At 67.2% G+C, this 25,442-nt stretch carries 22 protein-coding genes; 14 read left to right on the forward strand and 8 right to left on the reverse strand.

Annotation, left to right across the window (positions count from 1 at the left end; translation table 11 throughout):
- A partial coding sequence (locus tag C7401_RS40510) for an electron transfer flavoprotein-ubiquinone oxidoreductase (RefSeq protein WP_146758081.1) occupies nucleotides 1-948 on the forward strand: 948 nt, incomplete at its 5' end.
- 95 nt (nucleotides 949-1,043) lie between these two features.
- Here C7401_RS40510 and aroC read toward each other — a convergent pair.
- The 3 genes from aroC to C7401_RS40525 form a co-directional block, all read right to left on the reverse strand.
- Nucleotides 1,044-2,144, reverse strand: coding sequence for a chorismate synthase (gene aroC, locus C7401_RS40515; protein WP_112177678.1), 1,101 nt, complete (start codon nucleotides 2,142-2,144; stop codon nucleotides 1,044-1,046).
- A 115-nt stretch (nucleotides 2,145-2,259) separates the two neighbouring features.
- Nucleotides 2,260-4,251, reverse strand: a complete 1,992-nt coding sequence (locus C7401_RS40520; protein ID WP_112177679.1) for an MFS transporter — start codon at nucleotides 4,249-4,251, stop codon at nucleotides 2,260-2,262.
- 131 nt (nucleotides 4,252-4,382) lie between these two features.
- Nucleotides 4,383-4,838, reverse strand: a complete 456-nt coding sequence (locus tag C7401_RS40525; RefSeq protein WP_112177680.1) for a CBS domain-containing protein — start codon at nucleotides 4,836-4,838, stop codon at nucleotides 4,383-4,385.
- A gap of 284 nt (nucleotides 4,839-5,122) precedes the next feature.
- Here C7401_RS40525 and C7401_RS40530 point away from each other — a divergent pair, with 284 nt between their 5' ends.
- From C7401_RS40530 to C7401_RS40540, 3 genes are all read left to right on the forward strand, one after another.
- Nucleotides 5,123-6,451 (forward strand): O-acetylhomoserine aminocarboxypropyltransferase, encoded by a 1,329-nt coding sequence (locus tag C7401_RS40530; RefSeq protein ID WP_112177733.1) that lies wholly within the window; start codon nucleotides 5,123-5,125, stop codon nucleotides 6,449-6,451.
- The gene (locus C7401_RS40535) at nucleotides 6,448-7,287 is read left to right on the forward strand and encodes an alpha/beta fold hydrolase (RefSeq protein ID WP_112177681.1); all 840 of its coding nucleotides are present in this window, start codon (nucleotides 6,448-6,450) and stop codon (nucleotides 7,285-7,287) included. Before C7401_RS40530 ends, C7401_RS40535 begins: the two co-directional genes overlap by 4 nt.
- A 143-nt stretch (nucleotides 7,288-7,430) precedes the next feature.
- Nucleotides 7,431-7,751 (forward strand): Mpo1-like protein, encoded by a 321-nt coding sequence (locus C7401_RS40540; protein ID WP_112177682.1) that lies wholly within the window; start codon nucleotides 7,431-7,433, stop codon nucleotides 7,749-7,751.
- Between the two features lie 12 nt (nucleotides 7,752-7,763).
- Here the strand turns inward: C7401_RS40540 and C7401_RS40545 are convergent, their stop codons facing one another.
- Nucleotides 7,764-9,056, reverse strand: coding sequence for a YihY family inner membrane protein (locus C7401_RS40545; RefSeq protein ID WP_112177734.1), 1,293 nt, complete (start codon nucleotides 9,054-9,056; stop codon nucleotides 7,764-7,766).
- 217 nt (nucleotides 9,057-9,273) lie between these two features.
- On the opposite strand from C7401_RS40545, the gene wrbA reads away from it, so the two are divergent.
- From wrbA to C7401_RS40565, 4 genes are all read left to right on the forward strand, one after another.
- Entirely contained in the window at nucleotides 9,274-9,891 is a 618-nt protein-coding gene (gene wrbA, locus C7401_RS40550) for an NAD(P)H:quinone oxidoreductase (protein ID WP_112177683.1), read from the forward strand.
- Nucleotides 9,888-10,292 (forward strand): DUF2069 domain-containing protein, encoded by a 405-nt coding sequence (locus tag C7401_RS40555; RefSeq protein WP_112177684.1) that lies wholly within the window; start codon nucleotides 9,888-9,890, stop codon nucleotides 10,290-10,292. The genes wrbA and C7401_RS40555 overlap by 4 nt, the downstream gene beginning before the upstream one ends.
- Nucleotides 10,293-10,439: 147 nt before the next feature.
- Nucleotides 10,440-11,876 (forward strand): FAD-binding oxidoreductase, encoded by a 1,437-nt coding sequence (locus C7401_RS40560; RefSeq protein ID WP_112177685.1) that lies wholly within the window; start codon nucleotides 10,440-10,442, stop codon nucleotides 11,874-11,876.
- A 20-nt stretch (nucleotides 11,877-11,896) separates the two neighbouring features.
- Nucleotides 11,897-12,703, forward strand: coding sequence for a metallophosphoesterase (locus tag C7401_RS40565; protein WP_112177686.1), 807 nt, complete (start codon nucleotides 11,897-11,899; stop codon nucleotides 12,701-12,703).
- A gap of 33 nt (nucleotides 12,704-12,736) precedes the next feature.
- On the opposite strand, the gene C7401_RS45240 is transcribed toward C7401_RS40565, so the two are convergent.
- Together C7401_RS45240 and C7401_RS40570 are read right to left on the reverse strand one after the other, a co-directional pair.
- Nucleotides 12,737-12,880: a hypothetical protein gene (locus C7401_RS45240; protein ID WP_165842121.1), complete on the reverse strand. Its 144-nt coding sequence runs from the start codon at nucleotides 12,878-12,880 to the stop codon at nucleotides 12,737-12,739.
- A gap of 162 nt (nucleotides 12,881-13,042) precedes the next feature.
- Entirely contained in the window at nucleotides 13,043-13,981 is a 939-nt protein-coding gene (locus C7401_RS40570) for a LysR family transcriptional regulator (protein ID WP_112177687.1), read from the reverse strand.
- A 156-nt stretch (nucleotides 13,982-14,137) separates the two neighbouring features.
- Here C7401_RS40570 and C7401_RS40575 point away from each other — a divergent pair, with 156 nt between their 5' ends.
- From C7401_RS40575 to C7401_RS40600, 6 genes are all read left to right on the forward strand, one after another.
- On the forward strand, nucleotides 14,138-15,778 hold the full coding sequence (locus C7401_RS40575; RefSeq protein ID WP_112177688.1) for an efflux transporter outer membrane subunit: 1,641 nt from the start codon (nucleotides 14,138-14,140) through the stop codon (nucleotides 15,776-15,778).
- An 8-nt stretch (nucleotides 15,779-15,786) separates the two neighbouring features.
- Nucleotides 15,787-18,033, forward strand: coding sequence for an FUSC family protein (locus C7401_RS40580; RefSeq protein ID WP_112177689.1), 2,247 nt, complete (start codon nucleotides 15,787-15,789; stop codon nucleotides 18,031-18,033).
- Nucleotides 18,023-18,223: a DUF1656 domain-containing protein gene (locus C7401_RS40585; RefSeq protein WP_028208049.1), complete on the forward strand. Its 201-nt coding sequence runs from the start codon at nucleotides 18,023-18,025 to the stop codon at nucleotides 18,221-18,223. Before C7401_RS40580 ends, C7401_RS40585 begins: the two co-directional genes overlap by 11 nt.
- A gap of 14 nt (nucleotides 18,224-18,237) precedes the next feature.
- Nucleotides 18,238-19,101 (forward strand): efflux RND transporter periplasmic adaptor subunit, encoded by an 864-nt coding sequence (locus C7401_RS40590; RefSeq protein ID WP_112177690.1) that lies wholly within the window; start codon nucleotides 18,238-18,240, stop codon nucleotides 19,099-19,101.
- Nucleotides 19,102-19,359: 258 nt separating this feature from the next.
- Nucleotides 19,360-20,007, forward strand: a complete 648-nt coding sequence (locus C7401_RS40595) for a hydrogenase maturation protease (RefSeq protein ID WP_112177691.1) — start codon at nucleotides 19,360-19,362, stop codon at nucleotides 20,005-20,007.
- A 246-nt stretch (nucleotides 20,008-20,253) separates the two neighbouring features.
- Entirely contained in the window at nucleotides 20,254-22,152 is a 1,899-nt protein-coding gene (locus C7401_RS40600; RefSeq protein WP_112177692.1) for a propionate--CoA ligase, read from the forward strand.
- A 42-nt stretch (nucleotides 22,153-22,194) separates the two neighbouring features.
- On the opposite strand, the gene C7401_RS40605 is transcribed toward C7401_RS40600, so the two are convergent.
- Together C7401_RS40605 and C7401_RS40610 are read right to left on the reverse strand one after the other, a co-directional pair.
- Entirely contained in the window at nucleotides 22,195-23,013 is an 819-nt protein-coding gene (locus C7401_RS40605) for a 5'-methylthioadenosine/adenosylhomocysteine nucleosidase (RefSeq protein WP_112177693.1), read from the reverse strand.
- 43 nt (nucleotides 23,014-23,056) lie between these two features.
- Nucleotides 23,057-25,438 (reverse strand): UvrD-helicase domain-containing protein, encoded by a 2,382-nt coding sequence (locus tag C7401_RS40610; protein ID WP_112177694.1) that lies wholly within the window; start codon nucleotides 25,436-25,438, stop codon nucleotides 23,057-23,059.
- Between the last annotated feature and the right edge of the window lie 4 nt (nucleotides 25,439-25,442).

Genomic DNA, 25,442 nt, shown 5'->3' on the forward strand with positions numbered 1-25,442 from the left:
CACACTGCCGGCTGGCCGCTCGAATCGGACACCTACGGCGGCTCGTTCCTGTATCACATCGACAACAACCAGGTGATGGTGGGTTTTGTCGTCGGCCTCGCGTACCAGAACCCGTATCTCTCGCCGTTCGAGGAATTCCAGCGTTACAAGACGCACCCGGAAATCCGCAAGTACCTCGAAGGCGGCAAGCGTGTGTCGTATGGCGCGCGTGCGATCACGGCGGGCGGCCTGATGTCGCTGCCGAAGCTCGTGTTCCCGGGCGGCGCGCTTGTGGGCGACGATGCGGGCTTCCTGAACGCCTCGCGCATCAAGGGCAGCCACGCGGCGATCAAGACCGGCATGCTGGCCGCCGATGCGGCATTCGAAGCCGTGCAGGCGGGCCGTCAGAGCGACGAACTCACGCAGTACCCCGAAGGTTTCAAGCAGTCGTGGCTCTACACGGAACTGTACAAGGCGCGTAACTTCAAGCAGTGGATGAGCAAGGGTCTGTATCTCGGCACGTTTATGGTCGGTATCGAGCAGAAGCTGCTGGGCGGCAACGTGCCGTGGACGCTGCATCACCAGCATCGCGATCACGAGATGCTGAAACCGGCCTCGCAGTGCAAGCCGATCGAGTATCCGAAACCTGACGGCAAGCTCACGTTCGACCGGCTTTCCTCCGTGTTCATCTCCAACACGAACCACGAGGAAAACCAGCCCGCGCACCTGACGCTCAAAGACGCGAACGTGCCCGTGAACGTGAACCTGCGCACCTACGCGGGCCCGGAATCACGCTTCTGCCCGGCGGCGGTCTACGAGTTCGTGAAGGAAGACGACGGCGGCGATCGCCTCCAGATCAACGCGCAGAACTGCGTGCACTGCAAGACCTGCGACATCAAGGACCCGACGCAGAACATCGTGTGGGTCACGCCGGAAGGCGGCGGCGGTCCGAACTATCCGAACATGTAAGATCGGAGCACGAGAAAAAGCCGCTTCGGGCTCACGCCTGAAGCGGCTTTTTTGTTGCCTGCACAACCAGTGCGGCGCTGTTCGCGCCGTTCGGATCACTCGTCGCTGGCTGCGATCTTCGGCGTCGACACAACGACATCGGCGTTCTGCGCACGGTGGCGCAGCGCGTGATCGATCAGCACGAGCGCGAGCATGGCCTCGGCGATCGGCGTGGCGCGAATGCCCACGCACGGGTCGTGGCGGCCGAAGGTCTCGACCGTCGCGGGCTCGCCTGCCTTGTCGATCGAGCGGCGCGGCGTGCGGATGCTGGAGGTCGGCTTGATGGCGACCGAAACGGTGATGTCCTGCCCCGTCGAGATGCCGCCGAGCACGCCGCCCGCGTGATTGCCGTGAAAGCCGTTGGGCGTGAGCTCGTCGCCGTGCACCGAGCCGCGCTGCGCGACGCTCGCGAAACCCGCGCCGATCTCCACGCCCTTCACCGCGTTGATGCCCATCATGGCGTGCGCGATGTCGGCGTCGAGCCGGTCGAACAGCGGCTCGCCCCAACCCACCGGCACGCCGCTCGCCACGACGTTCACACGTGCGCCGATCGAGTCGCCGTCCTTGCGCAACGCGTCCATGTAGTCCTCGAGCTGCGGCACGACATCGGCGTTGGGCACGAAGAACGGATTTTCGTGCACGTGCTCCCAGCTCACGAACGGCACGTCGATCTCGCCGAGCGAGCGCATGTAGCCGCGCACTTCCACGCCGAAGCGCTCGCGCAGCCACTTCTTCGCGACCGCGCCCGCCGCGACCGTGGGCGCCGTGAGACGCGCCGACGAACGACCACCGCCGCGATAGTCGCGAATGCCGTACTTCTGCCAGTAGGTGTAGTCGGCGTGACCGGGGCGGAAGGTTTCGACGATGTTGCCGTAGTCCTTGCTGCGCTGGTCGGTATTGCGGATCAGGAGCGCGATGGGCGTGCCCGTGGTGCGCCCTTCGAATACGCCCGAGAGAATCTCGACCTGGTCCGCTTCCTGGCGCTGCGTGACGTGACGCGACGTGCCGGGACGGCGGCGATCGAGATCGATCTGGATATCGGCCTCGGTGAGCGCCAGGCCGGGCGGGCAGCCGTCGATGACGCAGCCGATGGCCGGGCCGTGGGATTCGCCGAAGGTGGTGACGGTGAAAAGCGTACCGAGCGTGTTGCCGGACATGGCGGTCGTCCAAAGTGAATCGGGGAATCCGTCATTATGCCAGCCTGAGCGCGGCCACGCCCGACCGTCCGGTCGGACATGAAGCCGGGCGAGCGGCCCGGCAAAAGCCGCACTCTCAGCGCCGTGCGCCGCGCAACTCCGCCACCGTTTCCTGCAAGCGCGCGAGCGTCACATCGGCCGCCGCAATCGGCTCGCCCACCGCCAGCGTGAGCCGGCTCGTGAGCCCGCGCCGCAACGGCCGTTCGGACCGCTCTTGCCCGGAGGCCGCGAAGCGCGAGAATGCACTGCCCCACAGCCCGCGCAGCGCCATCGGCACGACCACAACCGGCGAGCGCTTGAGGATTTCGGTCACGCCGTGGCGAAACGGGTTCATCTCGCCCGTGCGAGTGAGCTTGCCCTCGGGAAAGATGCAAACGAGATCGCCTTCGGCCAGCGCGGCGGCGCACGCGTCGTAAGCGGCGTCGAGCGCGGTCGGGTCCTCGTGCGCGGGGGCGATCGGAATCGCCCTCGCGTGACGGAACACCCAGCCGAGGAACGGCGAGCGGAAGATCCGGTGATCCATCACGAAGCGGATCGGCCGCGGGCTCTCGGCCATGATGACGATCGCATCGACATAGCTCACGTGATTGCAGACGAGCACGGCCGCGCCTTCGGCGGGAATGCGCTCCGTGTGCACGAGCCGCACGCGGTAGACCGTATGCACGAGCACCCAGGCGACGAAGCGCAGCAGGAACTCGGGCACGAGCGTGTAGATATAGGCCGCGACGACGATATTGAGCAGCGCCGTGGCGAGAAAGATGCCGGGAATGCCGACGCCCGCGCCCGTGAGCCCCATCGCCATGAGCGCCGAAGCGATCATGAACAGCGAATTGAGGATGTTGTTCGCGGCGATGATGCGCGCGCGATGGCTCGGCTCGCTGCGGCTCTGGATCAGCGCATAGAGCGGCACGCTGTAGAAACCGCCGAACATGGCGAGCAGGAACAGGTCGGCGAGCACGCGCCAGTGCGCGGCGGTGCGCAGGAACTCGCTCACCGACAGCAGATGGGGCGCGGCGGGCAGCCCGTGACTCGCGAAATACAGGTCGATGCCGAACACGCTCATGCCGATCGAGCCGAGCGGCACGAGGCCGACCTCGATGCGCCGCCGCGAGAGCCGCTCGCAGAGCAGCGAGCCCGTGCCGATGCCGAGCGAAAACATCGCGAGCAGCACGGTCACGACGTCGGGATCGGCCGACATCACGTCCTTGGCGAAGTTGAAGAACGAGGCGAGAAATGTCGCGCCGACAAACCAGAGCCACGAGATGCCGAGCAGGCTCAGGAACACGGTGCGGTTGCCGTGCGCGAGCCGCAGATTGCGCCAGGTCTCGGAAAACGGATTCCAGTTGATGCGCAGGCCCGGTTGCGAAGGCTCGCACGGCGGCACGAACGAGGAAGCCACGCGCCCGACGAGCGCAATGACGATGCACATGCCGCCCAGCCACCAGGCGCCGAGCGGCGGCCCGTCGGTGACGGTGGCGGCGTCCGTCGCCCCGATGCCCGCCGCCACACCTCCGACGATCGTGCCGAGCAGGATCGCAACGAAGGTGCCCATTTCGACGAGCCCGTTGCCGCCAACCAGTTCGTCGGGGGCGAGCCGCTGCGGCAGGTACGCATACTTGACCGGCCCGAACACAGTGGAATGCACGCCCATGAGGAAGGTGCACACATACAGCAGCGGCGCGCTGTGCATCCAGAACCCGGCTGCGCCGATCAGCATGACGGCGATCTCGAAGGTCTTGACCCAGCGCGTGAGCATGGCCTTGTCGTACTTGTCGGCAACCTGGCCCGAGGTCGCGGAAAACAGCACGAACGGCAGAATGAAGATGGCCGAGATGAGAAAGGCCACCGTCTTCGGATCGACACCTGAAAAGCGCGCGGCCTGATACGTGACGAGCGAGGTGAAGCCGATCTTGAAGACGTTGTCGTTCATTGCCCCGAGGAACTGCGTCCAGAAAAACGGGGCGAAGCGGCGCTGGCGCAGCAGCGCGAACTGCGAAGCCGGCTCCGCCTCGTTGCGCCGGTTGCGCTCATTGCGCTGGTTTTGCTCGTTGCGTTGTGCCGTGGACATCGGTCTATCGTTTATCGAATCAGAATCGCACTGACAGAATTTGCGGGGCCCAGACGCGAAAAAGCGCGCTTGACGCGCGCTTTTGCATGCTGGCCGAAGTTGATTTCAACCTGGCTGAAGGAGAGCGGCGCTCAACGTGCCGGTTGACGTTCCTCTTCCGGCCAGTCGCGAATATAGGCCTTGAGCAGCTTGTTCTCGAAGCCCTGCGCTTCCACCACGGCCTTCGCCACGTCGTAGAACGAGATCACGCCCATGAGCGAGCGGCTTTCCATGACCGGCAGGTAACGCACGTGATGCTCGAGCATCATGCGGCGCACTTCGTCGACTTCCGTTTCCGGCGTGCAGGTGATCGGGTGGTCGTCCATGACCTTGCGGATCGTCGTGGTGCCGACGCTGCCGCCGTTCGTGCGCAGCGTGAGGATGATCTCGCGGAACGTGAGCATGCCGACCAGATCGCCGTATTCCATGACCACGAGCGAGCCGATGTCGTGCTCGGCCATGGTGTTGACTGCGTCGTGCAGCGCAGTGTCGGGCGTGACGGTAAAGAGCGTGTTGCCCTTCACCTTGAGAATGTCGCTGACACGCATGATGTGTCTCCAGAAATGCCGCAAATATTGGGGGAGATGCTGAAAAGATACCTACCTGTTTTCGATCCTAGCGGAAAGAGTGTTAAAAGGAAAGCCGCGCGGCCGCCGCGCAATCGTCTGCCGAAGGCCGTGGCGCGGGCTTTTGCGCCCCGCAGGCCGCCGCGGCGGTGCGCTGTCATCCGGCCCGAAAAACGCCGGCCAAAGCGCCCCCGCGCCGCGGCGCCGGTGTTACGATGCCCAACACCCTCGACCCGAAGCCGGTTCGCGCCGGCCGCGCCGCCACGATGTCATCGACGCCAGACACCCGTTTCGACACGCTCGCGCTGCATGCCGGCGCGGCGCCCGACCCCGCCACCGGCGCCCGCGCGACGCCGATCTACCTGACCACCTCGTTCTCGTTTCGCGACACCGACCACGCCGCCGCGCTCTTCAACATGGAGCGCGCGGGCCACGTCTACTCGCGCATTTCGAACCCGACCGTCGCCGTGTTCGAAGAGCGCGTGGCCGCGCTCGAAGGCGGCGCGGGCGCGATCGGCACGGCGAGCGGCCAGGCGGCGCTGCATCTCGCCATCGCGACGCTGATGGGCGCGGGCTCGCACATCGTCGCCTCGGCGGCGCTTTATGGCGGCTCGCACAACCTGCTGCACTACACGCTCGCGCGCTTCGGCATCGAAACGACCTTCGTGAAGCCAGGCGACCTCGACGCCTGGCGCGCCGCGCTGCGGCCCAATACGCGCCTGCTGTTCGGCGAGACGCTCGGCAATCCGGGGCTCGACGTACTCGACATCGAGGCCGTTGCACAGATCGCGCACGCACACGGCGTGCCGCTCCTCGTCGATTCGACCTTCACCACGCCTTACCTGCTGCGCCCCTTCGAGCACGGCGCCGATCTCGTCTATCACTCGGCCACCAAATTTCTCGGCGGCCACGGCACGACGATCGGCGGCGTGCTGGTGGACGGCGGCACCTTCGATTTCGACGCGTCGGGCCGCTTTCCCGAGCTGACCGAGCCCTATGCGGGCTTTCACGACATGGTGTTCAGCGAGGAAAGCACGGTCGCGCCCTTCCTGCTGCGCGCGCGGCGCGAAGGCTTGCGCGACTTCGGCGCGTGCCTGCATCCGCAGGCCGCCTGGCAGTTGCTGCAAGGCATCGAAACGCTGCCGCTGCGCATGGAGCGGCATGTGGCGAACGCACGGCGCATCGTCGAATTTCTCGTGGCGCACGAAGCGGTCGAATCGGTGGGCTGGCCCGAGCTGCCGAGCCACCCCGACTACGCCCTCGCCCAGCGCCTGCTGCCGCGCGGCGCGGGCGCCGTGTTCAGCTTCAACCTGCGCGGCGGACGCCCGGCTGGGAAGCGCTTCATCGAAACGCTCACGCTGTTCTCGCATCTCGCCAATGTGGGCGACGCGCGCTCGCTCGTGATCCACCCCGCCTCGACCACGCATTTCCGCATGGACGCGGCGGCGCTGGCCGCCGCCGGCATTGCGGAAGGCACGATCCGGCTGTCGATCGGCCTCGAAGACCCCGCCGACCTGATCGACGACCTCAAGCGCGCCCTGAAGGCGTCGCAAAAATCGCAGGAACCGAAGCCGCAGGCGAAGGAGGCGTCATGATCGTCGAAGTCGACGGCAAGGCGGTCTACGCCTACACCGCCTCACGCCCGATCAACCGCGCGCTGCCGTTCGCGGTGTTCGTCCACGGCGCGCAGCACGACCATAGCGTCTGGGCGCTGCAATCGCGCTATTTCGCCAATCACGGCTTCAACGTGCTGGCCGTCGATCTGCCCGGCCACCTGCGCAGCGCCGGGCCGGCGCTCACGAGCATCGGCGCGCTCGCCGACTGGCTCGCCGCGCTGCTCGACGCCTTGAACGTGCAGCAGGCCTTCGTCGCCGGCCACAGCATGGGCTCGCTCATCGCGCTCGAATTCGCCGCTCGCCACCCCGCGCGCGCGCAGCGCATCGCCCTGCTCGCCACGGCCTTCCCGATGGCGGTCGCGCCTACGCTACTCGAAGCCGCGCGCGAGCGCGAGCCGGAAGCGATCGCGCTCGTCAACGCGTGGTCGCACTCCACGCTTGCCGCCAAACCGTCGAGCCCCGGCCCCGGCTTCTGGCTGCGCGGCATGAACCAGCGGCTCATGGAGCGCGCCTCGGCGCGCGGCGAGCCACAGCTCTTCCATACCGATTTCGCCGCCTGCAACGCCTACGCGGACGGCCTCACGAGCGCGGCGAAGGTGCGCTGTCCCGTGCGCCTGATCGTCGGCCGACACGACGCGATGACGCCGCCGCGCGCGGCGCGCGCGCTCGGCGAGGCGTTAGCGCAGGCGGGCGCGCCCGTGGATACGGTGACGCTCGACGCGGGCCACGCGCTCATGACCGAGCAGCCCGACGCGACCCTCGACGCGCTCTACGCTTTTGCAACGCAGCAAGCGCCGCGCGTGGGGAACGGCTGAAAAGCGGCGTCCGGGACCATGACGCGGCACGGTCCCGTCATGGCCATTCGGCCTGGTTGCACGGTCGTGCGGAACGCCGCAAAATGGATGCACCGAACCATCCCCGCCAGCCTCTCGCACACCCGCGGGCAAAGGAGGAGACGATGCATCCCACCACACACGACGAGCACTTTGCGAGCTTCGCGCAGTTCTATCCGTTTTATTTGAGCGAGCATAGCCATCCCATCTCGCGGCGGCTGCATTTCATCGGGTCGCTCGGTGTGATCGGCTGTGTCGCCATGGCCATCGCCACCGGCAACTGGCTCTGGCTGCCTGCCGCCATCGTCTGCGGCTACGGCTTCGCCTGGGTCGGGCATTTCAGGTTCGAGAAGAACCGCCCGGCCACCTTCCGCCACCCCATCTACAGCCTCATGGGCGACTGGGTCATGTTCGCGGATATCTGCCGCGGCAAGATTTCCCTCTGAATCAACGCAGCATCACGCCGCCGGATGCGGGAGCACCGGCGGATGTTCCTCCGCCAGCGCCGGCACGCGGCGCGCCGCGAGCAACGAGGCGAGCGAGACCGAAAGCTTGTCGTTGTCGAGTGCGCCCAACAGCATGGGCGCGTCGATGCTGCTCGACTTGAGCTGATAGGCCAGTTCCTCGCGATCGATCGCGAAGCGGTCGAAGACGCGGGCCACCGATATACGCGCGGGATTGCCAATCAGCAGAAACAGCGTTTTCCCGCGGTCCTCCTCTTCGAGGCGTGCGACGAGCTCGTCCTCTTCCAGGCCGTCGACAAGCCGTGTCACCGTGGCGAGATCGCGCCGCAGCAGTTGCGCGAGCTGCTCGGCCGTGCGGCCGGGCTCGCCCGCTTCGCGCGCCTCGGCGAGTCCCGCCAGCAATTCGAGCGCGTCGAGCAGGTCGCTGCCGGGAAAGCGCGGCCGGTCGAAACGCCCCGTGCGGATTTCGGGCAGCGCCGAGGTGATCATCGCGCCCACGAGCGTGATGAACCAGCTCAGGTACATCCAGAGCAGGAACATCGGCGCGGCCGCGAACGCGCCGTACACGGCCGTATAGGTGGGAATGCGCCGCACGTAATAGCCAAAGCCGCGCTTCGCGGCCTCGAAGGCGATGGCCGCGGCAATGCCGCCCACCAGCGCGTCGCGCCACTGCACGCGGCAGTTCGGCAAGTACACGTAGAGCATGGTGAATGCGAGCGCCGTGAGCGGCAGCGAGGCGCCCATGAGCAGCAGGTCGAGGATGCCGGAAACATGCTGCTCGGTGGCGATCACGGCCGAGCGCGTGAACACGTACGACGAGATCGAGAGGCTCACGCCGATCAGGATCGGCCCGAGCGTGAGAATGGCCCAGTACACCAGCACGCGCTGTGCGAACGGCCGCGCCTTGCGCACGCGCCAGATCAGGTTGAAAGCCGACTCCACGGTCATCATGGTCATGACCGAGGTGACAAAGAGCACGATCATGCCCATCGTCGTGAGACCCTTGGCCTTGGAGGCGAACTGGTTCAGGTATTTGAAGATCTGGCTGTTGATCTGCGCCGGCATGAGGTGGTCGGCGAGAAAGGCCTGGAGCGAATTCTGGAACGACGCGAAGATCGGAAAGGCCGTAAAGAGCGCGAACGCGACCGTGGCGAGCGGCACGAGCGAGAGCAGCGTGGTGAACGTGAGACTGCCTGCGACCTGCGGGATGCGATCCTCGCGGCTGCGCCGCGCCGCGAAGCGCGCGAGCCGCTTCACGATGTCCAGATCGATCGTCACCTTCGACATCAGCTCACGCATCATGTCCCGCATATCGCTCATTCGCCCGCCTTGCTTGCCGCGCTCAACACGGCCTTCAACACCACTTTCACTACGCTCATCACCGTTTGTTTTTCACATGCCAGGCCGCGCGCCGCGCGACGCTTTTAGCGCTGCGCTTTGGAGCGCTGCGCCGCATGGGCGGCCAACCCAGCCCCTATAATATCCCGTCCACCGACGAGGCCCGATGAAACCGATTCTTGTGCTCTATTACAGTCGACATGGCGCAACCCGCGAGCTTGCGCGCGCGATCGCCCAGGGTATCGACAGCATTCCCGGCGCCGAAGCGCGCGTGCGCACGGTGCCGCCCGTTTCGACGGTTTGCGAGGCCACCGCGCCCGATATCCCTTCCGACGGGCCGCCTTACGTCGAACTGCGCGACCTCGAAGAATGCGCGGGTCTCGCGCTCGGCTCACCCACGCGCTTCGGCAACATGGCCGCGCCGCTCAAATATTTCCTCGACGGCACCACGCCCCAGTGGCTCTCGGGCGCGCTCGCGGGCAAGCCCGCGTGTGTGTTCACCTCGACCGGCAGCCTGCACGGCGGCCAGGAAAGCACGCTGCTTTCGATGATGCTGCCGCTGCTCCATCACGGCATGCTGCTTGTGGGCATCCCGTACACGGAAAGCGCGCTCACCACCACGCAGAGCGGCGGCACGCCGTATGGCGCGTCGCATCACGCGCGCCCGGATGCGCGCGGCCACGGCCTGAGCAACGAAGAGAAAACGCTCGCAAGCGCGCTCGGCGCACGACTCGCGCGTGCGGCGCTCGCGCTCGCCAAGGGCGAGCCGGGCGAGCGGCCGTGAGCGCCAACCCGCGCGACGCCCTGGCGCCCAACGCACCGCGCCGTGGCGCCGCGCTCGGCGCTTTTGCGACGCTTGCCGCGCTCACGCTGCTGTGCCTCGCCTGGGAATGGCGGCTCGCGCCGCTGCGCCCCGGCGGCAGCGCGCTCGTGCTCAAGGCTTTGCCCCTGGCGATCGCCCTGCCGGGCGTGCTGCGCCGGCGTCTCTACACGATGCAGTGGGCGGCGATGCTCGTGCTGCTCTACTTCGCCGAGGGCATCGTGCGCGGCATGACCGATCCCGCGCCCGGCAACCGGCTTGGCTGGATCGAGGTCACGCTCGCGCTCGGCTTCTTCGTGTGCGCGCTCGCCTACGTCGCGCCGTACAAGCGCGCCGCGCGGCGCGCGAAGCGCGACGGTGTCTGAGTTGTGTCTGGCTGTGTCTCGCCGGGTGCCCGAATGCTGCTCGCCCCCTCTCTGCGCCGCGGCCTGCGCCGTGTCACACTAAACGCCTCAGTCTGACGCGCTCCCAATGAAAATCGCGCCGCGCCACGCAAGCCACACCGAGACACCATGACCGACTCCACCCCGCACGCCTCTCAGGACTTTCTCGACGCCTGCGCCGCCGCAATCGGCACGCAGAACGTCCTCACCGACGCCCACGACACCGCGCCCTACCTCGCCGACTGGCGCCGCCGCTACCAGGGCGCGGCCTTCGCCGTGCTGTGCCCGGCCAACGCGCAGGAAGTCGCTGCGGTCGTGAAGTTCGCGCACGCGCACCGCGTGGCGCTCGTGCCGCAAGGCGGCAACACGGGCCTCGCGGGCGGCGCGACGCCCGACGCGAGCGGCAAGCAAGCCGTGCTGAGCCTGCGCCGCCTGAACCGCGTACGCGAGATCGATGCACACAACAACACGATCACCGTCGAAGCCGGCGTGATCCTCGCCGAAGTCCAGGCGCGCGCCAAGGATGCGGGCCGCCTCTTCCCGCTGTCGCTCGCGGCCGAAGGCAGTTGCACGATCGGCGGCAATCTCTCGACCAACGCGGGCGGCACCGGTGTGCTGCGCTACGGCAACACGCGCGAGCTGTGTCTCGGCCTCGAAGTCGTCACGCCGCAAGGCGAGATCTGGGACGGCCTGCGCGGGCTGCGCAAGGACAACACCGGCTACGATCTGCGCGATCTCTTCATTGGCGCCGAGGGCACGCTCGGCATCATCACCGCCGCCGTGATGAAGCTGCACCCGCAACCGGCCGCGCGCGTCACGGCGCTCGCGGCGCTCGGCTCGGCGCATGCGGCGCTCGACTTCCTCGCGCTCGCGCAGCGCTACGCGGGGCCGCTGCTCACGGGCTTCGAGCTGATGTCGGACTTCTGCATGCGGCTGGTCGGCCGCCATTTCCCGCAACTGCGCTATCCGTTCGCGGAGCATCACGCTCAGGTCGTGCTGCTCGAACTGTCGGACAACGAGAGCGAGGCGCACGCGCGCGCCCTCTTCGAGCGGCTCATGGAAGACGCGCTCGAACAAGGTCTCGTGGAAGACGCCGTGGTCGCGGAAAGCCTCGCGCAGTCCCAGGCGTTCTGGAACATCCGCGAGCACATTCCGCTCGCGCAGGCGCAGGAAGGGTTGAACATCAAGCACGACATCGGCGTGCCGATCTCGCGCATCGGCCACTTCATCGAGGAAACCGACGCCGAAATCGCGCGCGCGGTGCCAGGCGCGCGCATGGTCACCTTCGGCCATCTCGGCGACGGCAATCTGCACTACAACGTGCAGGCGCCCGAAGGCGGCGACCCGAAGCGTTTTCTCGCCGAGAACGAGAAGACGCTGAACCGCATCGTCTACGACAGCGTGGATCGCCATCGCGGCACGATCAGCGCCGAGCACGGTCTGGGGCAATTGAAGGTCGAGGAAAACATCCACTACAAGAGCGAGGTCGAACTGGCGCTCATGCGCGCGATCAAAACCGCGCTCGATCCGCTGAACCTGATGAATCCGGGGAAAGTGCTGGGCTGATCGAGAAAGGAGCCAGAACCGTGAAGATTCGCGTGTTGTCCGACCTGCATCTGGAAAACGACGAGCCCGACACGATCCCGCACGCGCAGGCCGACCTCGTCGTGCTCGCGGGCGACATTCATAATCACGGGCTCGGGCTGCGCTGGGCCGCGGAAACGTTCGATCCGCAAGTGCCGGTGGTGTATGTGCCCGGCAATCACGAGTACTACGACGGCGAACTGGGCGCGCTCGAAACGGCGATGCGCGACGCGGCCGCGACGCTCGACCACGTGCACTTTCTCAACGACGGCGTCTACGTCGATCCGGCGGGCCGCTTTCGCGTGATCGGCACGACACTGTGGGCCGACTTCGCGCTCTTCGGCGCAAGCGCGGCCGAGCGCGAAGCCGCCATGACGGCCGCGCTGCGCGTGATGCTCGACTTCAAGGGATTGATCCAGGTGTCGTGGCCCGCGAGCCCGCAAGCCGGCGCGCGCGACTTCACGCCGGCCGACTCGCTCGCGCTGCATGCGCGCTCGCGCGCGTGGCTCGAAACGGAACTGGCCAAACCGTTCGCGGGGGAGACGATCGTCGTCACGCATCACGCGCCGCACAGGCTGAGCCTCGCTCCGCGCTATGCGGACGATCTCGTTTCGGCGGGATTCGTGAACGACCTCGACGCGCTCGTGCGCGCGCCGGTTGCGCTATGGGTGCATGGTCACACGCATACGTGCTTCGACTACACGGTCAACGGCACGCGCGTGGTGTGCAACCCGCGCGGCTATCGCGACCGCCGCACGGGCATGCCGGAGAATCCGGCATTTGCGTGGGACAAGGTGGTGGAAATCTAGCGGGGAAACAGGGGGGAAACAGCGGCGCGCGCTTTAGCGCAGGCGCGTGTCGTCGCGGCGCACGCGCAGCGTCGCGGGCTGAAGCTGCGCGCGGCGCATGCGCAGCAGATCGCGCGATGCCGCGATGCCGATCAGGCCCATCATCACGGCGATGCCGATCATCAGATGCGTATCCATGTAAGTCCTCGGTGCTGGCAGATATCAGGTGGCGTCAAACAGTTTCGCTACCTTATCAAGCCGAAGCGCCGCCGGGCGTAAGGAAGTGTTGCGATCTGCGCAAGCTGTAACAGCCTGTCACAACGCGCACGCCGCGCATGACGTCGATCAAGCCGCGGCGGCTCAGGTGCGCGCGAAGCGGCGCAGTTCGGCCTGGTCGCGCGCGAGCGTCGACGGCAGGTTCTCGCGCAGCAGTTCGACCCACGTGCGGATCTTCGCGTCGAGATACTGGCGCGACGGATACATCGCGTAGACGTTCATCTCCTGCGATTTGTACTCCGGCAGGATCCACTGAAGCTCGCCGCTGCGCAGCCCGCTGATCGCCGAATAGATCGGCAGGAGGCCCACGCCCATGCCCTCACGCACGGCCACGGCCATCGCCTCGGCCACGTTCACCTGGAACGTCGGCGTGCCGAGATCGATATTCGTTTGGCCTTCAGGGCCGGTGAACTGCCACTGCGCGGTGGGGAACACCGGCGTCACCATTTGCAGGCAGGTGTGGTTCGCGAGATCGGCGGGGCTTTGCGGTACGCCGCGCTTTTCCAGATACGCGGACGACGCGCACGCAATGCTGAACGCGCTCGCAATGCGCTGCGACACGAATCCCGAATCCGGCAGATCGGTGGCGAGCACGAGCGCCACGTCGTAGCCTTCGTCGAGCAGGTCCGGCATGCGCTGGGCGAGCGTGAGTTCCACATGCACGTCCGGATAGAGCAATTGATACTGCCCCACCGCCGGCACCACATAGTGCTGGCCGAAGCTCGTCATGGCATGGACCTTGAGCTTGCCCGAGGGGCGCGCATGCGCGTCGCCGGCCTCGGCTTCCGCCTGATCGACGTAGGCGAGGATCTGCTCGCAGCGTTGCAGGTAGCGCTCGCCCGCCTCGGTGAGCGCGATGCGGCGCGTCGTGCGATTCAGAAGCCGCGTGCGCAGGTGCGCTTCCAGATCTGAAACCGCGCGCGAAGCGTAAGCCGTGGTCGTATTCAGGTGCTGCGCGGCGCCCGTGAAGCTGCCCGCTTCCACCACCCGGACGAATACACGCATGTTTTGTAGCGTATCCATACCAATCCTCTATCTGACGCACGAATTGTTTCATATTTCGCAAGACCGATTGTCTCACGTTTTGTAAAAATGCCTTGCATCCTTACCGGTTATTTATTAATCGCGCGAAAAATATAATGACGCACAGTGATTCATAGCCAAGTAAAGGAGTAAATCGTGCAGTCTCCGGTACCGAAAGGACTCGCCGCACTCACGGTTCTTACGTTCTCGTTGATAATCGCGGGCTGCGCCAGTACCGGGGGCATCGCACCGCAGGCGAAGCAGGCCGAAGCGTCGCAACTCGACGCCGGATCGGCCATCCGCGCGGCCAACACCGACGCCGCCTGGCCCGCCAGCAACTGGTGGCAGGGCTACAACGACCCGCAACTGAACGCCTGGATCGAAACGGCCGTGGCCGGCAACCCCTCGCTTGCCGCCGCCCAGGCGCGTGTGCGCGAGGCGCGCTCGATGGTGGGCGTGGCCCAGGCCGGGCTCCTGCCGCAAATCAGCGGCAACATGTCCATCCAGCGCCAGCAATGGTCCGACAATATCTATTACGGACCGGGCTCGCTCGCGGGCGCGAACACGTGGAACAACACGGCCTCGCTCGGCCTCTCGTATCACCTCGATCTTTGGGGGCAGGACAAGAACAACGCCGAGCGCGCGCTCGACGTGGCGCACGCCACGGCCGCCGACGCGCGCGCCGCGCAGCTCGAACTCGAAGTCAATGTCACGCGCACGTACATCGAGATGTCGATGAACTACGCGCTGCTCGACATTGCGAAGCAGACGCTCGGCCAGCAGCAGCGCATTCTCACGCTGGCGCAAAAGCGGCTGGCCGGCGGCATCGGCACGCAGCTCGAAGTGAGCCAGGCCGAAACGCCGCTGCCCGAATACGAGCGCCAGATCGACGCGCTCGAAGAATCCATCGCGCTCGGCAAGAACCAGATGGCCGCGCTCGCGGGCAAAGGCCCGGGCGCGGGTGAATCGATCCAGCGCCCGGCGCTCTCGCTCGCAGCGCCCGCGGGCCTGCCCTCGGCGCTGCCGGCCGAGCTGATCGGCTATCGCCCCGACGTGGTCGCGGCGCGCTGGCTCGTGGCCGCGCAAGCGCGCGGCATCGACGTGGCCAAGGCCGAGTTCTATCCGAACGTGAACCTGCTCATTTCGATGGGCGGTTACGCCGCGGCCGGCCCGATGTTCCAGTTCCTCAAGTCGATGAGCGGCAGCTATGCGGGCGGCCCGGCGTTCTCGCTGCCGATTTTCGACGGCGGCCGCCTGCGTGCCCAGCTTGGCGCGCAGTCCGCCGCGTATGATATTGCCGTCGACCAGTACAACCAGACGATCGTGACCGCGCTCAAGGAAATCGCCGACCAGGTCGTGCGCATGCGCTCGCTCGCTACCCAGGAAGACGACGCGCACCGCTCGGTTGCGGCCGCGCAGCGCAACTACGATCTGGCGCAGGAAGGCTTCCGCCGTGGCCTGACCGACTACGTCAACGTGCTGATCGCGCAAACGCAGCTCTTGCGTGCGCAGGAAGGCGTGGCACGCATCCAGGCCGAGCGCCTGAACGCCCATGCCACGCTCGTCGCGGCACTGGGCGGCGGCATGATCGACGCGTCGAGCAACGCCGCCACGAAGGGCCCGACCGACGCCGAGCAACTGCCCGCGCACGGCAAGAAGACGCGCGCCGTGCCGCTCATGCCCGCCGCGCTGCTCGCCCCGCATGGGTCGAAGAACGCGTCCGGTCCGGACGCGGCCGACGCCGGCGCATCGGGCCCGGGCAACGCAACCAGCGGCGCAACCGGCGCGGCGCACTGAGGCAGACGATGCAAGCCTCCACCTCCTCCCCTTCGCAGCCGGGCGGCCAAAGCCTGTACGACGCGCTCGCCGACTGGGCGCGCACCGACGGCCTTGTCTGGATCTATCTGTTCAAGGCGATCGCCGCGGCGCTGCTCGCGCTCGGCATCGCCATGAAGCTCGATCTGCCGCAGCCGCGCACGGCCATGACCACGGTGTTCATCGTGATGCAGCCGCAAAGCGGCCCCGTGTTCGCGAAGAGCTTCTACCGGATCTGCGGCACGCTGGTCGGCCTCGTCGTGATGCTCGCGCTGATCGGCCTCTTCGCCCAGCAGCCCGAACTCTTCATCGTCTCGACGGCGCTGTGGGTCGGCCTGTGCACCGCGGGCGCCGCGCGCAACCGCAATTTCCGCTCGTATGGCTTCGTGCTCGCGGGGTACACGGCGGCGCTCATCGGCATTCCGGCTTCGCAGCATCCCGACGGCGCATTCATGTCGGCCATGACGCGCGTGTGCGAAATCTCGATCGGCATTCTTTCCTCGGGCTTCGTGAGCGCCGTGGTGTTCCCGCAATACACGGGCGCGCTGCTGCGCTCGACGGTGCGGCGCCGTTTCTCGTCGTTCGTCGATTATGTTTCGGCGGTGCTCGCGGGGCGTATCGACCGCTCGCATGTCGAGGCGACCAACGCGCGCTTCGTCGCCGATGTCGTGGGCCTCGAAGCGAACCGCAGCACGGCCGTGTTCGAGTCGCCCGACGCGCGCATGCGCTCGGGGCGCCTCGCGCGCCTGAACACCGAGTTCATGACGGCCTCCACGCGCTTTCATGCGCTGCATCAGTTGATGAACCGCCTGCACGCGGAAGGCTCCTCGGCCACCGTCGAGGCGCTCGAACCGTACTTCCACGAGATCGCCCCCCTCTTCGCCAAAGCAGGCGAGCCGGTGCTCACGGCCGCCGACGCGGCGCACGTCTCGAAGCAACTCGAAGACTATCGCGCGACGCTGCCCAGGCGCGTGCGCGCCACGCGTGACGCACTCGAAGCCCAGGGCGATGCGCGCCTGCTCGATTTCGACACGGCCACGGAGCTGTTCTACCGCTTCGTGCACGAGATGACCGAGTACACGGCCACCTACGCCTCGCTCGCCGTCGACACGCACTCGCGCGAAAAATGGATCTCGCGCTATGTGCCGAAGACGAACCTGATCGCGGCGGGTGTGTCGGGCTTGCGCGCGGCGATCGTGATGACGCTGCTCGGCGCGTTCTGGATCGCCACCGCGTGGCCGAGCGGCACGAACCTCGTGCTCAACGCCGCCGCGACCTGCGCGCTCGCCTCGGCTTCGCCGCAGCCCGCGCGCATGGCAAGCCAGATGGCGATGGGCACCGTGCTCGCGTCGTTCGTCGGCATGATCCTCACGTTCGGCGTGTTTCCGCACATCGACGGCTTCGTGATGCTGTGCGTCGTGCTCGCGCCCGCGCTCGCCCTTGGCGTGTTCCTCACGACGCGCCCGAAATACGCGGGCCTCGGCGTGGGTTACTGCATCTTCCTGTGCTTTCTCGCGGGCCCGGACAACGTCGTGCAGTACAACCCGAGCGGCTATATCAACGACGCGCTCGCGCTCGTCGCTTCGATGGCCGTGTCGGCCGCGGCGTTCGCCGTGCTGCTGCCGCCCTCCACGCCGTGGCTGCGCCGCCGTCTGCTCGCCGACCTGCGCGGCGGCGCGGTGCAGGCGTGCCGCGCGCGCCTGAAGGGACTGCGCAACCGCTTCGAAAGCGGCGCGCGCGACCTGATGTTCCAGCTCGCCGCGATCGCCGGCAACGACGAAGCGCAACGCCGCGACACGCTGCGCTGGCTCTTCTCCACGCTCGAAGTGGGCAACGCCGCGCTCGATCTGCGCGACGAACTGGCTACGCTCCCCGCCCATCCGCAGTACGCGGCGGGCACGACATGGCGCATCGCGGTCGATGCGACGCTCGAAGCCGTGAGCGCGCTGTTCGAGCGCCCGAGCGAGGCGCGCTATCGCGGCGCGCTCGCCTCGACCGACGTCGCCATTGCCGCGAGCCAGGCCATGCTGCAAGGCATATTCCGGCCCGAAGCGGCGGGCGTGGCGCAACGCGCCGACACGCCGCCGCGCGAGGAACGCCACCAGTTGCAGCGCATCCAGAGCCATCTGCATTTCATCCGCACCGCGCTCATCGACCCGCAATCGCCGCTCGCGGCGTATGCGGGCAGCGCGGGCGCGCATCCGGGCGCCAGCCAAGGAGCCAACCATGCCTCGTGACGTAGCGTTTCTCGACGCGTATATCCCGGCGATCGTGCTGCTCTTCATTCTGGGCGCGGCGATCACCTGGGTGCTCGATTCCGTGCTGGCCAGAACCGGCCTCTACCGGGTCGTGTGGCACCCGTCCCTCTTTCGCGTGAGCCTGCTCGTGGTCGTGTGCTGCGTGCTGGGTCTCGCGGTCTATCACTGAAGCGAAGTCGAATCATGACAATCCGGAACATCATTGGCTTTATCGCGACGGCCATCATCTTCGTCGTCGCCATTCTGGTGGGACGCGTCCTGTGGGTGCACTACATGGACGAGCCCTGGACCCGCGACGGCCGCGTGCGCGCCGAAGTGGTGAACATCGCGCCCGACGTCTCGGGCGCCGTGGTCGAGCTGCCCGTGAAGGACAACCAGTTCGTCCACAAGGGTGACCTGCTGATGCAGATCGACCCTTCGCACTATCAGATCGCCGTGGAGCAAGCCGAGGCCGCCGTGGGCGCGCGCAAGGCCGAACTGACGATGCGCCAGGACGACGCGAAACGCCGCGCCGACATGGACAGCGAAGTCGTGTCGCAGGAAAACCGCGAGAACGCCTCGCACACCGCGAACTCGGCGCAGGCGCAGTATCAGCAGGCGCTCGCCGCGCTCGACGCCGCGAAGCTCAACCTCGAACGCACGCGCGTGATCTCGCCGGTGGACGGCTACATCACGAACCTCCAGGTGTTCCAGGGCGACTACGCGATTGCGGGCCAGGCCAAGCTCGCCGTGGTGGACAGCCATTCGTTCTGGGTCTACGGCTACTTCGAGGAAACCAAGCTGCCGCACGTGAAGGTGGGCAACAAGGCCGAGATCAAGCTGATGAGCGGCGGCACGCTCGAAGGCCACGTCGAAAGCATCTCGCGCGGCATTTACGACCGCGACAATCCGCAAAGCCGCGAACTGCTCGCCGACGTGAACCCGACCTTCAACTGGGTGCGGCTCGCGCAACGCGTGCCGGTGCGCATCCATATCGACAAGGTGCCGGACGACATGGTGCTCGCCGCGGGCACGACCTGTACGGTGGTGGTGAAGCCGGGCACCTGATGAGGCATGCGGGCGGCCGCCGAGCCGCCGCGGATCACGAGAAGGGGAACGTCATTGCGACGCTCCCCTTTTTTGTTGCGTGCACAACGAGAGAATGTCAAACGTTGCCGCACATTGGACCGACAGTCAAACGGTGGGCATTGCAAAACCTTTCTCCCTAGCACGCTAAAACCTGTCTCGATTGATGCACATCAATCGAGGTTTTCTGAATTGCTAGGATTATTCCTATTTCCCATTTACTCCTGACCCACACGCGACGTGACCTATCGCGCATATCGACTACATGAAGCCAGCCAGGCGACCACCGGGCCCGCGCGCGGCAAGGTGCGCCGCTTCGCGCGCCGTGCGCTGGCCGGACTCATGAGCCGTCAGTCGGCCAGCTCCGTGCGCGTGGTCGTGCTCGGTCTCGGCAACGTCCAGTGGGGCGATGCCGGCGTGGGCGTGCACGCGCTCGCGCGACTCCGGGCGCAGTGGCAATGTCCCGCGCAGGTCGAACTCGTGGAAGGCGGCACGCGCGGTCGCACGCTCTTGCCCGTGGTCGAGTCGGCGCAGCGCCTGATCGTGCTCACCGCGCTCGATTTTGGGCTCGCGCCGGGCGAGTTGCGCGTGCTCACCGGCGACGAAGCGGCCCGGCAACTCTATCTGCGCCGCCCCAACCGCCCCGGCATGGCCTTCGCCGACGCCCTCGCCTGCGCGCAGCTAAGCGGGCGCTCGCCGCGCGACATCGTGCTGATCGGCGTGCAGCCGCACCACGGCGACTGCTATGGCGCGCGGTTGTCCAGCGCCGTTGACGGGCAACTCGACCCCGTGGTCGACACCGCGCGGCGCTGGCTGCAACGCTGGCGCGCCGCGCCGCTGCCGCGCACGGTCGCCTGCCCCGGTACGCCCATCCCGCCCGGCGCCTGAGCGCAAGCCCCCGCGCGGCCGCCATGTGACGACACGCCTCGCCCGCGGCGTGCGCCGGTAGTGGAGAACCCGCGTTGCCCGCGCGCATTGCACTGCACTATCCTGAAAAACCGGCGCCAGATCCGGCCGCCGGCCTCGCCTGCGTCGGCCGGATAACGAGCACGCAAAGACACCAACCAGCACGCGCAAACACCATAAGCACGGGTGAGCAGCATCAGGCGCCATCAGCACGGGAGGAAGGCAGTCATGCATTACCGCGATTTTCACCGCGAGTCGATCGCGCAGCCCGAGGACTTCTGGCGCCGCGAAGCCGCGCGCATCCACTGGGAAACGCCGTTCGACCAGGTGCTGGACCGCTCGAACCCGCCGTTCGCGCGCTGGTTCGTGGGCGGGCGCACGAACCTGTGCTTCAACGCCGTCGACCGCCATCTCGCGTCGCGCGCGCAGCAGAACGCGCTCGTCTATGTCTCGACCGAAACGGGCATCGAGCGCCGCTACACCTACGCCGACCTGCACGCCGAGGTGAACCGCATGGCCGCCGTCATGCGCTCGCTGGGCGTCGCGCGCGGCGACCGCGTGCTGATTTATCTGCCGATGATTCCCGAGGCCGTGTTCGCCATGCTCGCCTGCGCGCGTCTGGGCGCGGTGCATTCGGTGGTGTTCGGCGGATTCGCCGCGCCGAGCCTCGCCGCGCGCATCGACGACGCGCGGCCCGCGCTGCTCGTGACCGCCGACGCGGGCGCGCGCGGCGGCAAGGTGATCGACTACACGCCGCTCGTGGACGAAGCCATGGCGCGCGCCGAACACGCGCCGCCCAAGGTGCTGCTGATCGACCGCCAACTCGCGCCCGAGCGCCTGAACGCGCCCTATCTCGTCGATTACGAGCCGCTGCGCGAGCAGCACTACGACGCGCGCATTCCCTGCGAATGGCTCGAATCGAACGAGCCCTCGTATGTGCTCTACACCTCGGGCACGACCGGCAAGCCGAAGGGCGTGCAGCGCGACGTGGGCGGCTATGCCGTGGCGCTCGCGGCCTCGATGGAATACATCTTCGAGGGCCGCCCGGGCGACACCATGTTCACGGCGTCGGACATCGGCTGGGTGGTGGGCCATAGCTACATCATCTATGCGCCGCTGCTCGCGGGCATGACCACGGTGATGTACGAAGGCACGCCTGTTCGCCCCGACGGCGGCATCTGGTGGCGCCTCGTCGAGCAGCACCGCATCAACCTGATGTTCACGGCGCCCACGGCGATTCGCGTGCTCAAGAAGCAGGACCCGGCGCTCCTGCGCGCCGCCGATCTGTCGAGCCTGCGCACGCTCTTTCTCGCGGGCGAACCGCTCGACGAGCCCACGGCGCAATGGATCTCGGACGCACTCGGCAAGCCCGTGGTCGACAACTACTGGCAAACGGAAACCGGCTGGCCGATGCTCGCCATCCAGCGCGGCGTGGAGCCGCTGCCGCAAAAGCTCGGCTCACCCGGCGTGCCCTGCTACGGCTACGACCTCGTGCTGCGCGACGAGCATACGGGCGAGCCGTGCGCGCAGGGCGAGAAAGGCGTCATCACGCTCGGTTACCCGCTGCCGCCCGGCTGCATGCAGACCGTGTGGGGCGACGACGCGCGCTTCGTGAAAACGTATTGGGAGAGCGTGCCCGGCCAGCAGGTCTATTCGACCTTCGACTGGGGCGTGCAGGACGCGGACGGCTACGTGACGATCCTCGGGCGCACCGACGACGTGATCAACGTGGCGGGCCATCGCTTGGGCACGCGCGAAATCGAAGAGGCGATCTCCTCGCACGCGGCGGTCGCGGAAGTGGCCGTGGTGGGCGTGAACGACGCGGTGAAGGGTCAGGCGGCGCTGGCTTTCGTGGTGCTGCGCGACGCCAATGCGGCAGCGAATCCGGCTGACGCCGAAAAGCTCGCCGCCGCGCTGGCCGCAACGGTGGACCGCCAGCTAGGCGCGATCGGCCGCCCCGCGCGCGTGCACTTCGTGCCGATGCTGCCGAAAACGCGCTCGGGCAAGCTGCTGCGCCGCGCGATTGCGGCGCTCGCCGAAGGGCGCGATCCGGGCGACCTGCCGACGATCGAGGACGCTACGGCGCTTCAGTCGATTCGCGAGGCGGTGGGCTCGGGCGATAGCTGACCCGAGGCCCGCGCAGGCCCCGCGCGGGAGCCGGGCGGCCGCTCAGCGTGCGAGCGGCCGATACCCGGCGAGAAAGCGCTTGAGGATGCCGGTCGAATACGTGCCCGCGATATCCGTGAGGAAGCTCGAAAACGAGGTGCTCGCGTGCTCGTCGGCGGTGTCCGAGATCGTGCGCACGACCGCGCACGGCACCTCGTACTCGTGACAGACCTGGGCGATCGCGGCGCCTTCCATCTCGACCGCCAGCGCATCGGGCAACAGCGCGCGCAGCGCGCCCACGGCCGCGGCGCTCGCCACGAACTGGTCGCCGCTGATCACGAGCCCGCGATGCACCTGCGGCAACGCGGTTTCGAAGCGCGGCAGCGCGGCCTTGTAGCGCGCCGTCAGCTCCGTGCCCTCCTCCGCAATGAACCGTTCGCACGCAACGGCGAGCGCCTCGGCCAACGCATGGTCGGCGTCGAAGCGCGAGCGCGCCAGTAGCGGAATCTCGTGGCGCGGGAACAGCGGCTCGGCGTTCATGTCGTGCTGGAGCAGCGTTTCGCCCACCACGACGTCGCCGACATGCACGTCCGGGCCCAGGCCGCCCGCCACCCCCGTAAAGACCACGGCCTCGACATCGAACGCATGGATCAGCGCGCTCGCCGTGGCGGCCGCCGCGACCTTGCCGACGCGCGCGAGCGTCACGACGCAAGGCGCGCCGTGCACGGTGCCGAGGTGATAGTCGCGCCGGCCGAACGTGCGCGTCACGACGCCCGATTCGGCCTGCATCGCCGCGATCAGATCGCCGAGTTCCTGGGGCAAGGCGGCAAGCACGCCGAGCGGGCGAGCGGCCGTGCCGCTCGCGTGGGTGGGGAGGTTCATCTTCGATTGTTTTCCGTCTGGATCGTCTGAGGCTTACGCGCGCTCACTCCACTGCCTGCAACTTCGCCACCGCCAGCGCGAGCCACTTCTCGCCGTGGCGCTTGAAGCGCACCTGCGCCTTGGCGTCGGTGCCGCTGCCTTCGAGCGCCGTGATCGTGCCTTCGCCGAACTTCGTGTGGAACACGCCCTGGCCCACGCGGAAGCCCGTTTCGGCCGCGCGCTGCTCATTGGCGAACGCAGGTGCGGGGCTCTTGTCGGCGATATAGGCGTCGCGCTCGCGGCGGCCGCCGCCGTTGCTGTTGCCGTCACCGCCGCCCGGCCGCGAGAACCAGTCGCGGCCCCAGCCGGCGTTGTCGGAGCGTCCGCCCCAGCGCGCGCCCGCCTCGACCTTGGGCGTGAGCCACTTGAGCGACTCCTGCGGCAGTTCGTCGAAAAAGCGCGAGCGCACGTTGTAACGCGTCTGACCGTGCAGCAGACGGCTCTGCGCGAACGAGATATACAGCCGCTCCTTCGCCCGCGTGATCGCCACGTACATGAGGCGGCGCTCTTCTTCGAGGCCGTCGGCTTCCATCGCGCTGTTCTCGTGCGGGAACAGGCCCTCTTCGAGACCGGTCATGAAGACCGCCGTGAATTCGAGCCCCTTCGCCGCGTGCACCGTCATCAGTTGCACGGCGTCCTGGCCGGCCTGCGCCTGGTTGTCGCCCGCTTCGAGCGACGCATGCGAGAGGAAGCCCGCGAGCGGCGTCATGACGTCGGGATTCTGCGCGGGGTCGGTGATCGTGGGCGCGTCGAGCACTTCGATCTCGCCGTCCTGCGAGACGATCTCGGGCGCGGCGCTCGCGCCGGGGCGCAGCGGGATCGAGCGCGCGGGCGTGTCGAGGCCGTAGCCCGCCTCGCTCACGAACGCCGTGGCCGCATTCACGAGTTCCTGCAAGTTCTCCAGACGGTCCTGACCTTCGCGCTCGGTCTGATAGAACTCGGCGAGTCCGCTCATGCGCACCGTGTATTCGACGGTCTCCGGCAGGCTCATCTGCGCCGTTTCGGCGCGCATTTTCGCGACCAGATTGGCGAACGAACCGAGGCTCGTGCCCGCCTTGCCCGTCACATAAGGAATGGCCGCGGCCATCGAGCAGTTGTAGAGACGCGCGGCGTCGGCAAGCTGCTCGATCGAGCGCGCACCAATGCCGCGCGTGGGGAAGTTCACGACGCGCGCGAACGCGGTGTCGTCGTTCGGGTTGTCGATCAGGCGCAGATACGCGAGCGCATGCTTGACTTCCTGGCGCTCGAAAAAGCGCAGGCCGCCATACACCTTGTACGGCACGCCCGCGTTCACGAGCGTGTGCTCGATCGTGCGCGACTGCGCGTTGCTGCGGTAAAGAATGGCGATCTCGTGGCGCGCGAGCCCCTGATTGATGAGCGCGCGAATCTCCTCGACGATCCAGCCCGCTTCCTGCGAATCGGTCGCGGCCTCGTACACGCGCACCGGCTCGCCGTGGCCCGCGTCGGTGCGCAGGTTCTTGCCCAGACGCCGCGAGTTATGCGCGATCAGGTAGTTGGCGGCATCGAGAATATGGCCGTGCGAGCGGTAGTTCTGCTCCAGCTTGATCATGTGCTTCACGCGGAACTCGTTCTCGAAGTCGCGCATGTTGCCCACGTTCGCACCCCGGAACGCATAGATCGACTGGTCGTCGTCGCCCACGGCGAAGATCGCGTTGCTCGGCCCCGCGAGCAGCTTGAGCCACGCGTACTGGAGCTTGTTGGTGTCCTGGAACTCGTCCACGAGGATGTCGCGAAAGCGCGCCTGATAGTGCGCGCGCAGCGGCGGGTTGTACGAAAGCAATTCGTAGCAGCGCAGCAGCAGCTCGGCGAAATCGACCACGCCTTCGCGCTGGCACTGCTGGTCGTAGGCCTCGTAAAGCTCGACGAACTTGCGGTTGAAGTCGTCGCTCACGTCCACGTCTTTCGGACGCAGGCCCTGTTCCTTCGCGTTGTTGATGAAGTACTGGAGATTCTTGGGCGGATACTTCTCGTCGTCGATGTTCAGGCCCTTCATCAGACGCTTGATGGCCGAAAGCTGGTCGGCCGTGTCGAGAATCTGGAAGGTCTGCGGCAGGCCGGCGTCGCGGTAATGCGCGCGCAGCATGCGGTTGCACAGACCGTGGAAGGTGCCGATCCACATGCCGCGCGTGTCGATGGGCAGGAGCGCCTGGAGGCGGCTCATCATTTCGCGCGCGGCCTTGTTCGTGAAGGTCACGGCGAGGATGGTGGACGGCGAAGCCATGCCCTGCTGGATCAGCCACGCTATGCGCGTGATCAGCACGCGCGTCTTGCCGCTGCCCGCCCCGGCCAGAATGAGCGCCGGTTCGTTGGGCAGCGTGACGGCGGCGAGTTGTTCGGGGTTCAGGTTCGCGAGCAGTTCGGGCATGGGC

It is taken from the genome of Paraburkholderia unamae, from assembly GCF_003268775.1.
In the GTDB taxonomy this organism is placed as follows: domain Bacteria; phylum Pseudomonadota; class Gammaproteobacteria; order Burkholderiales; family Burkholderiaceae; genus Paraburkholderia; species Paraburkholderia unamae.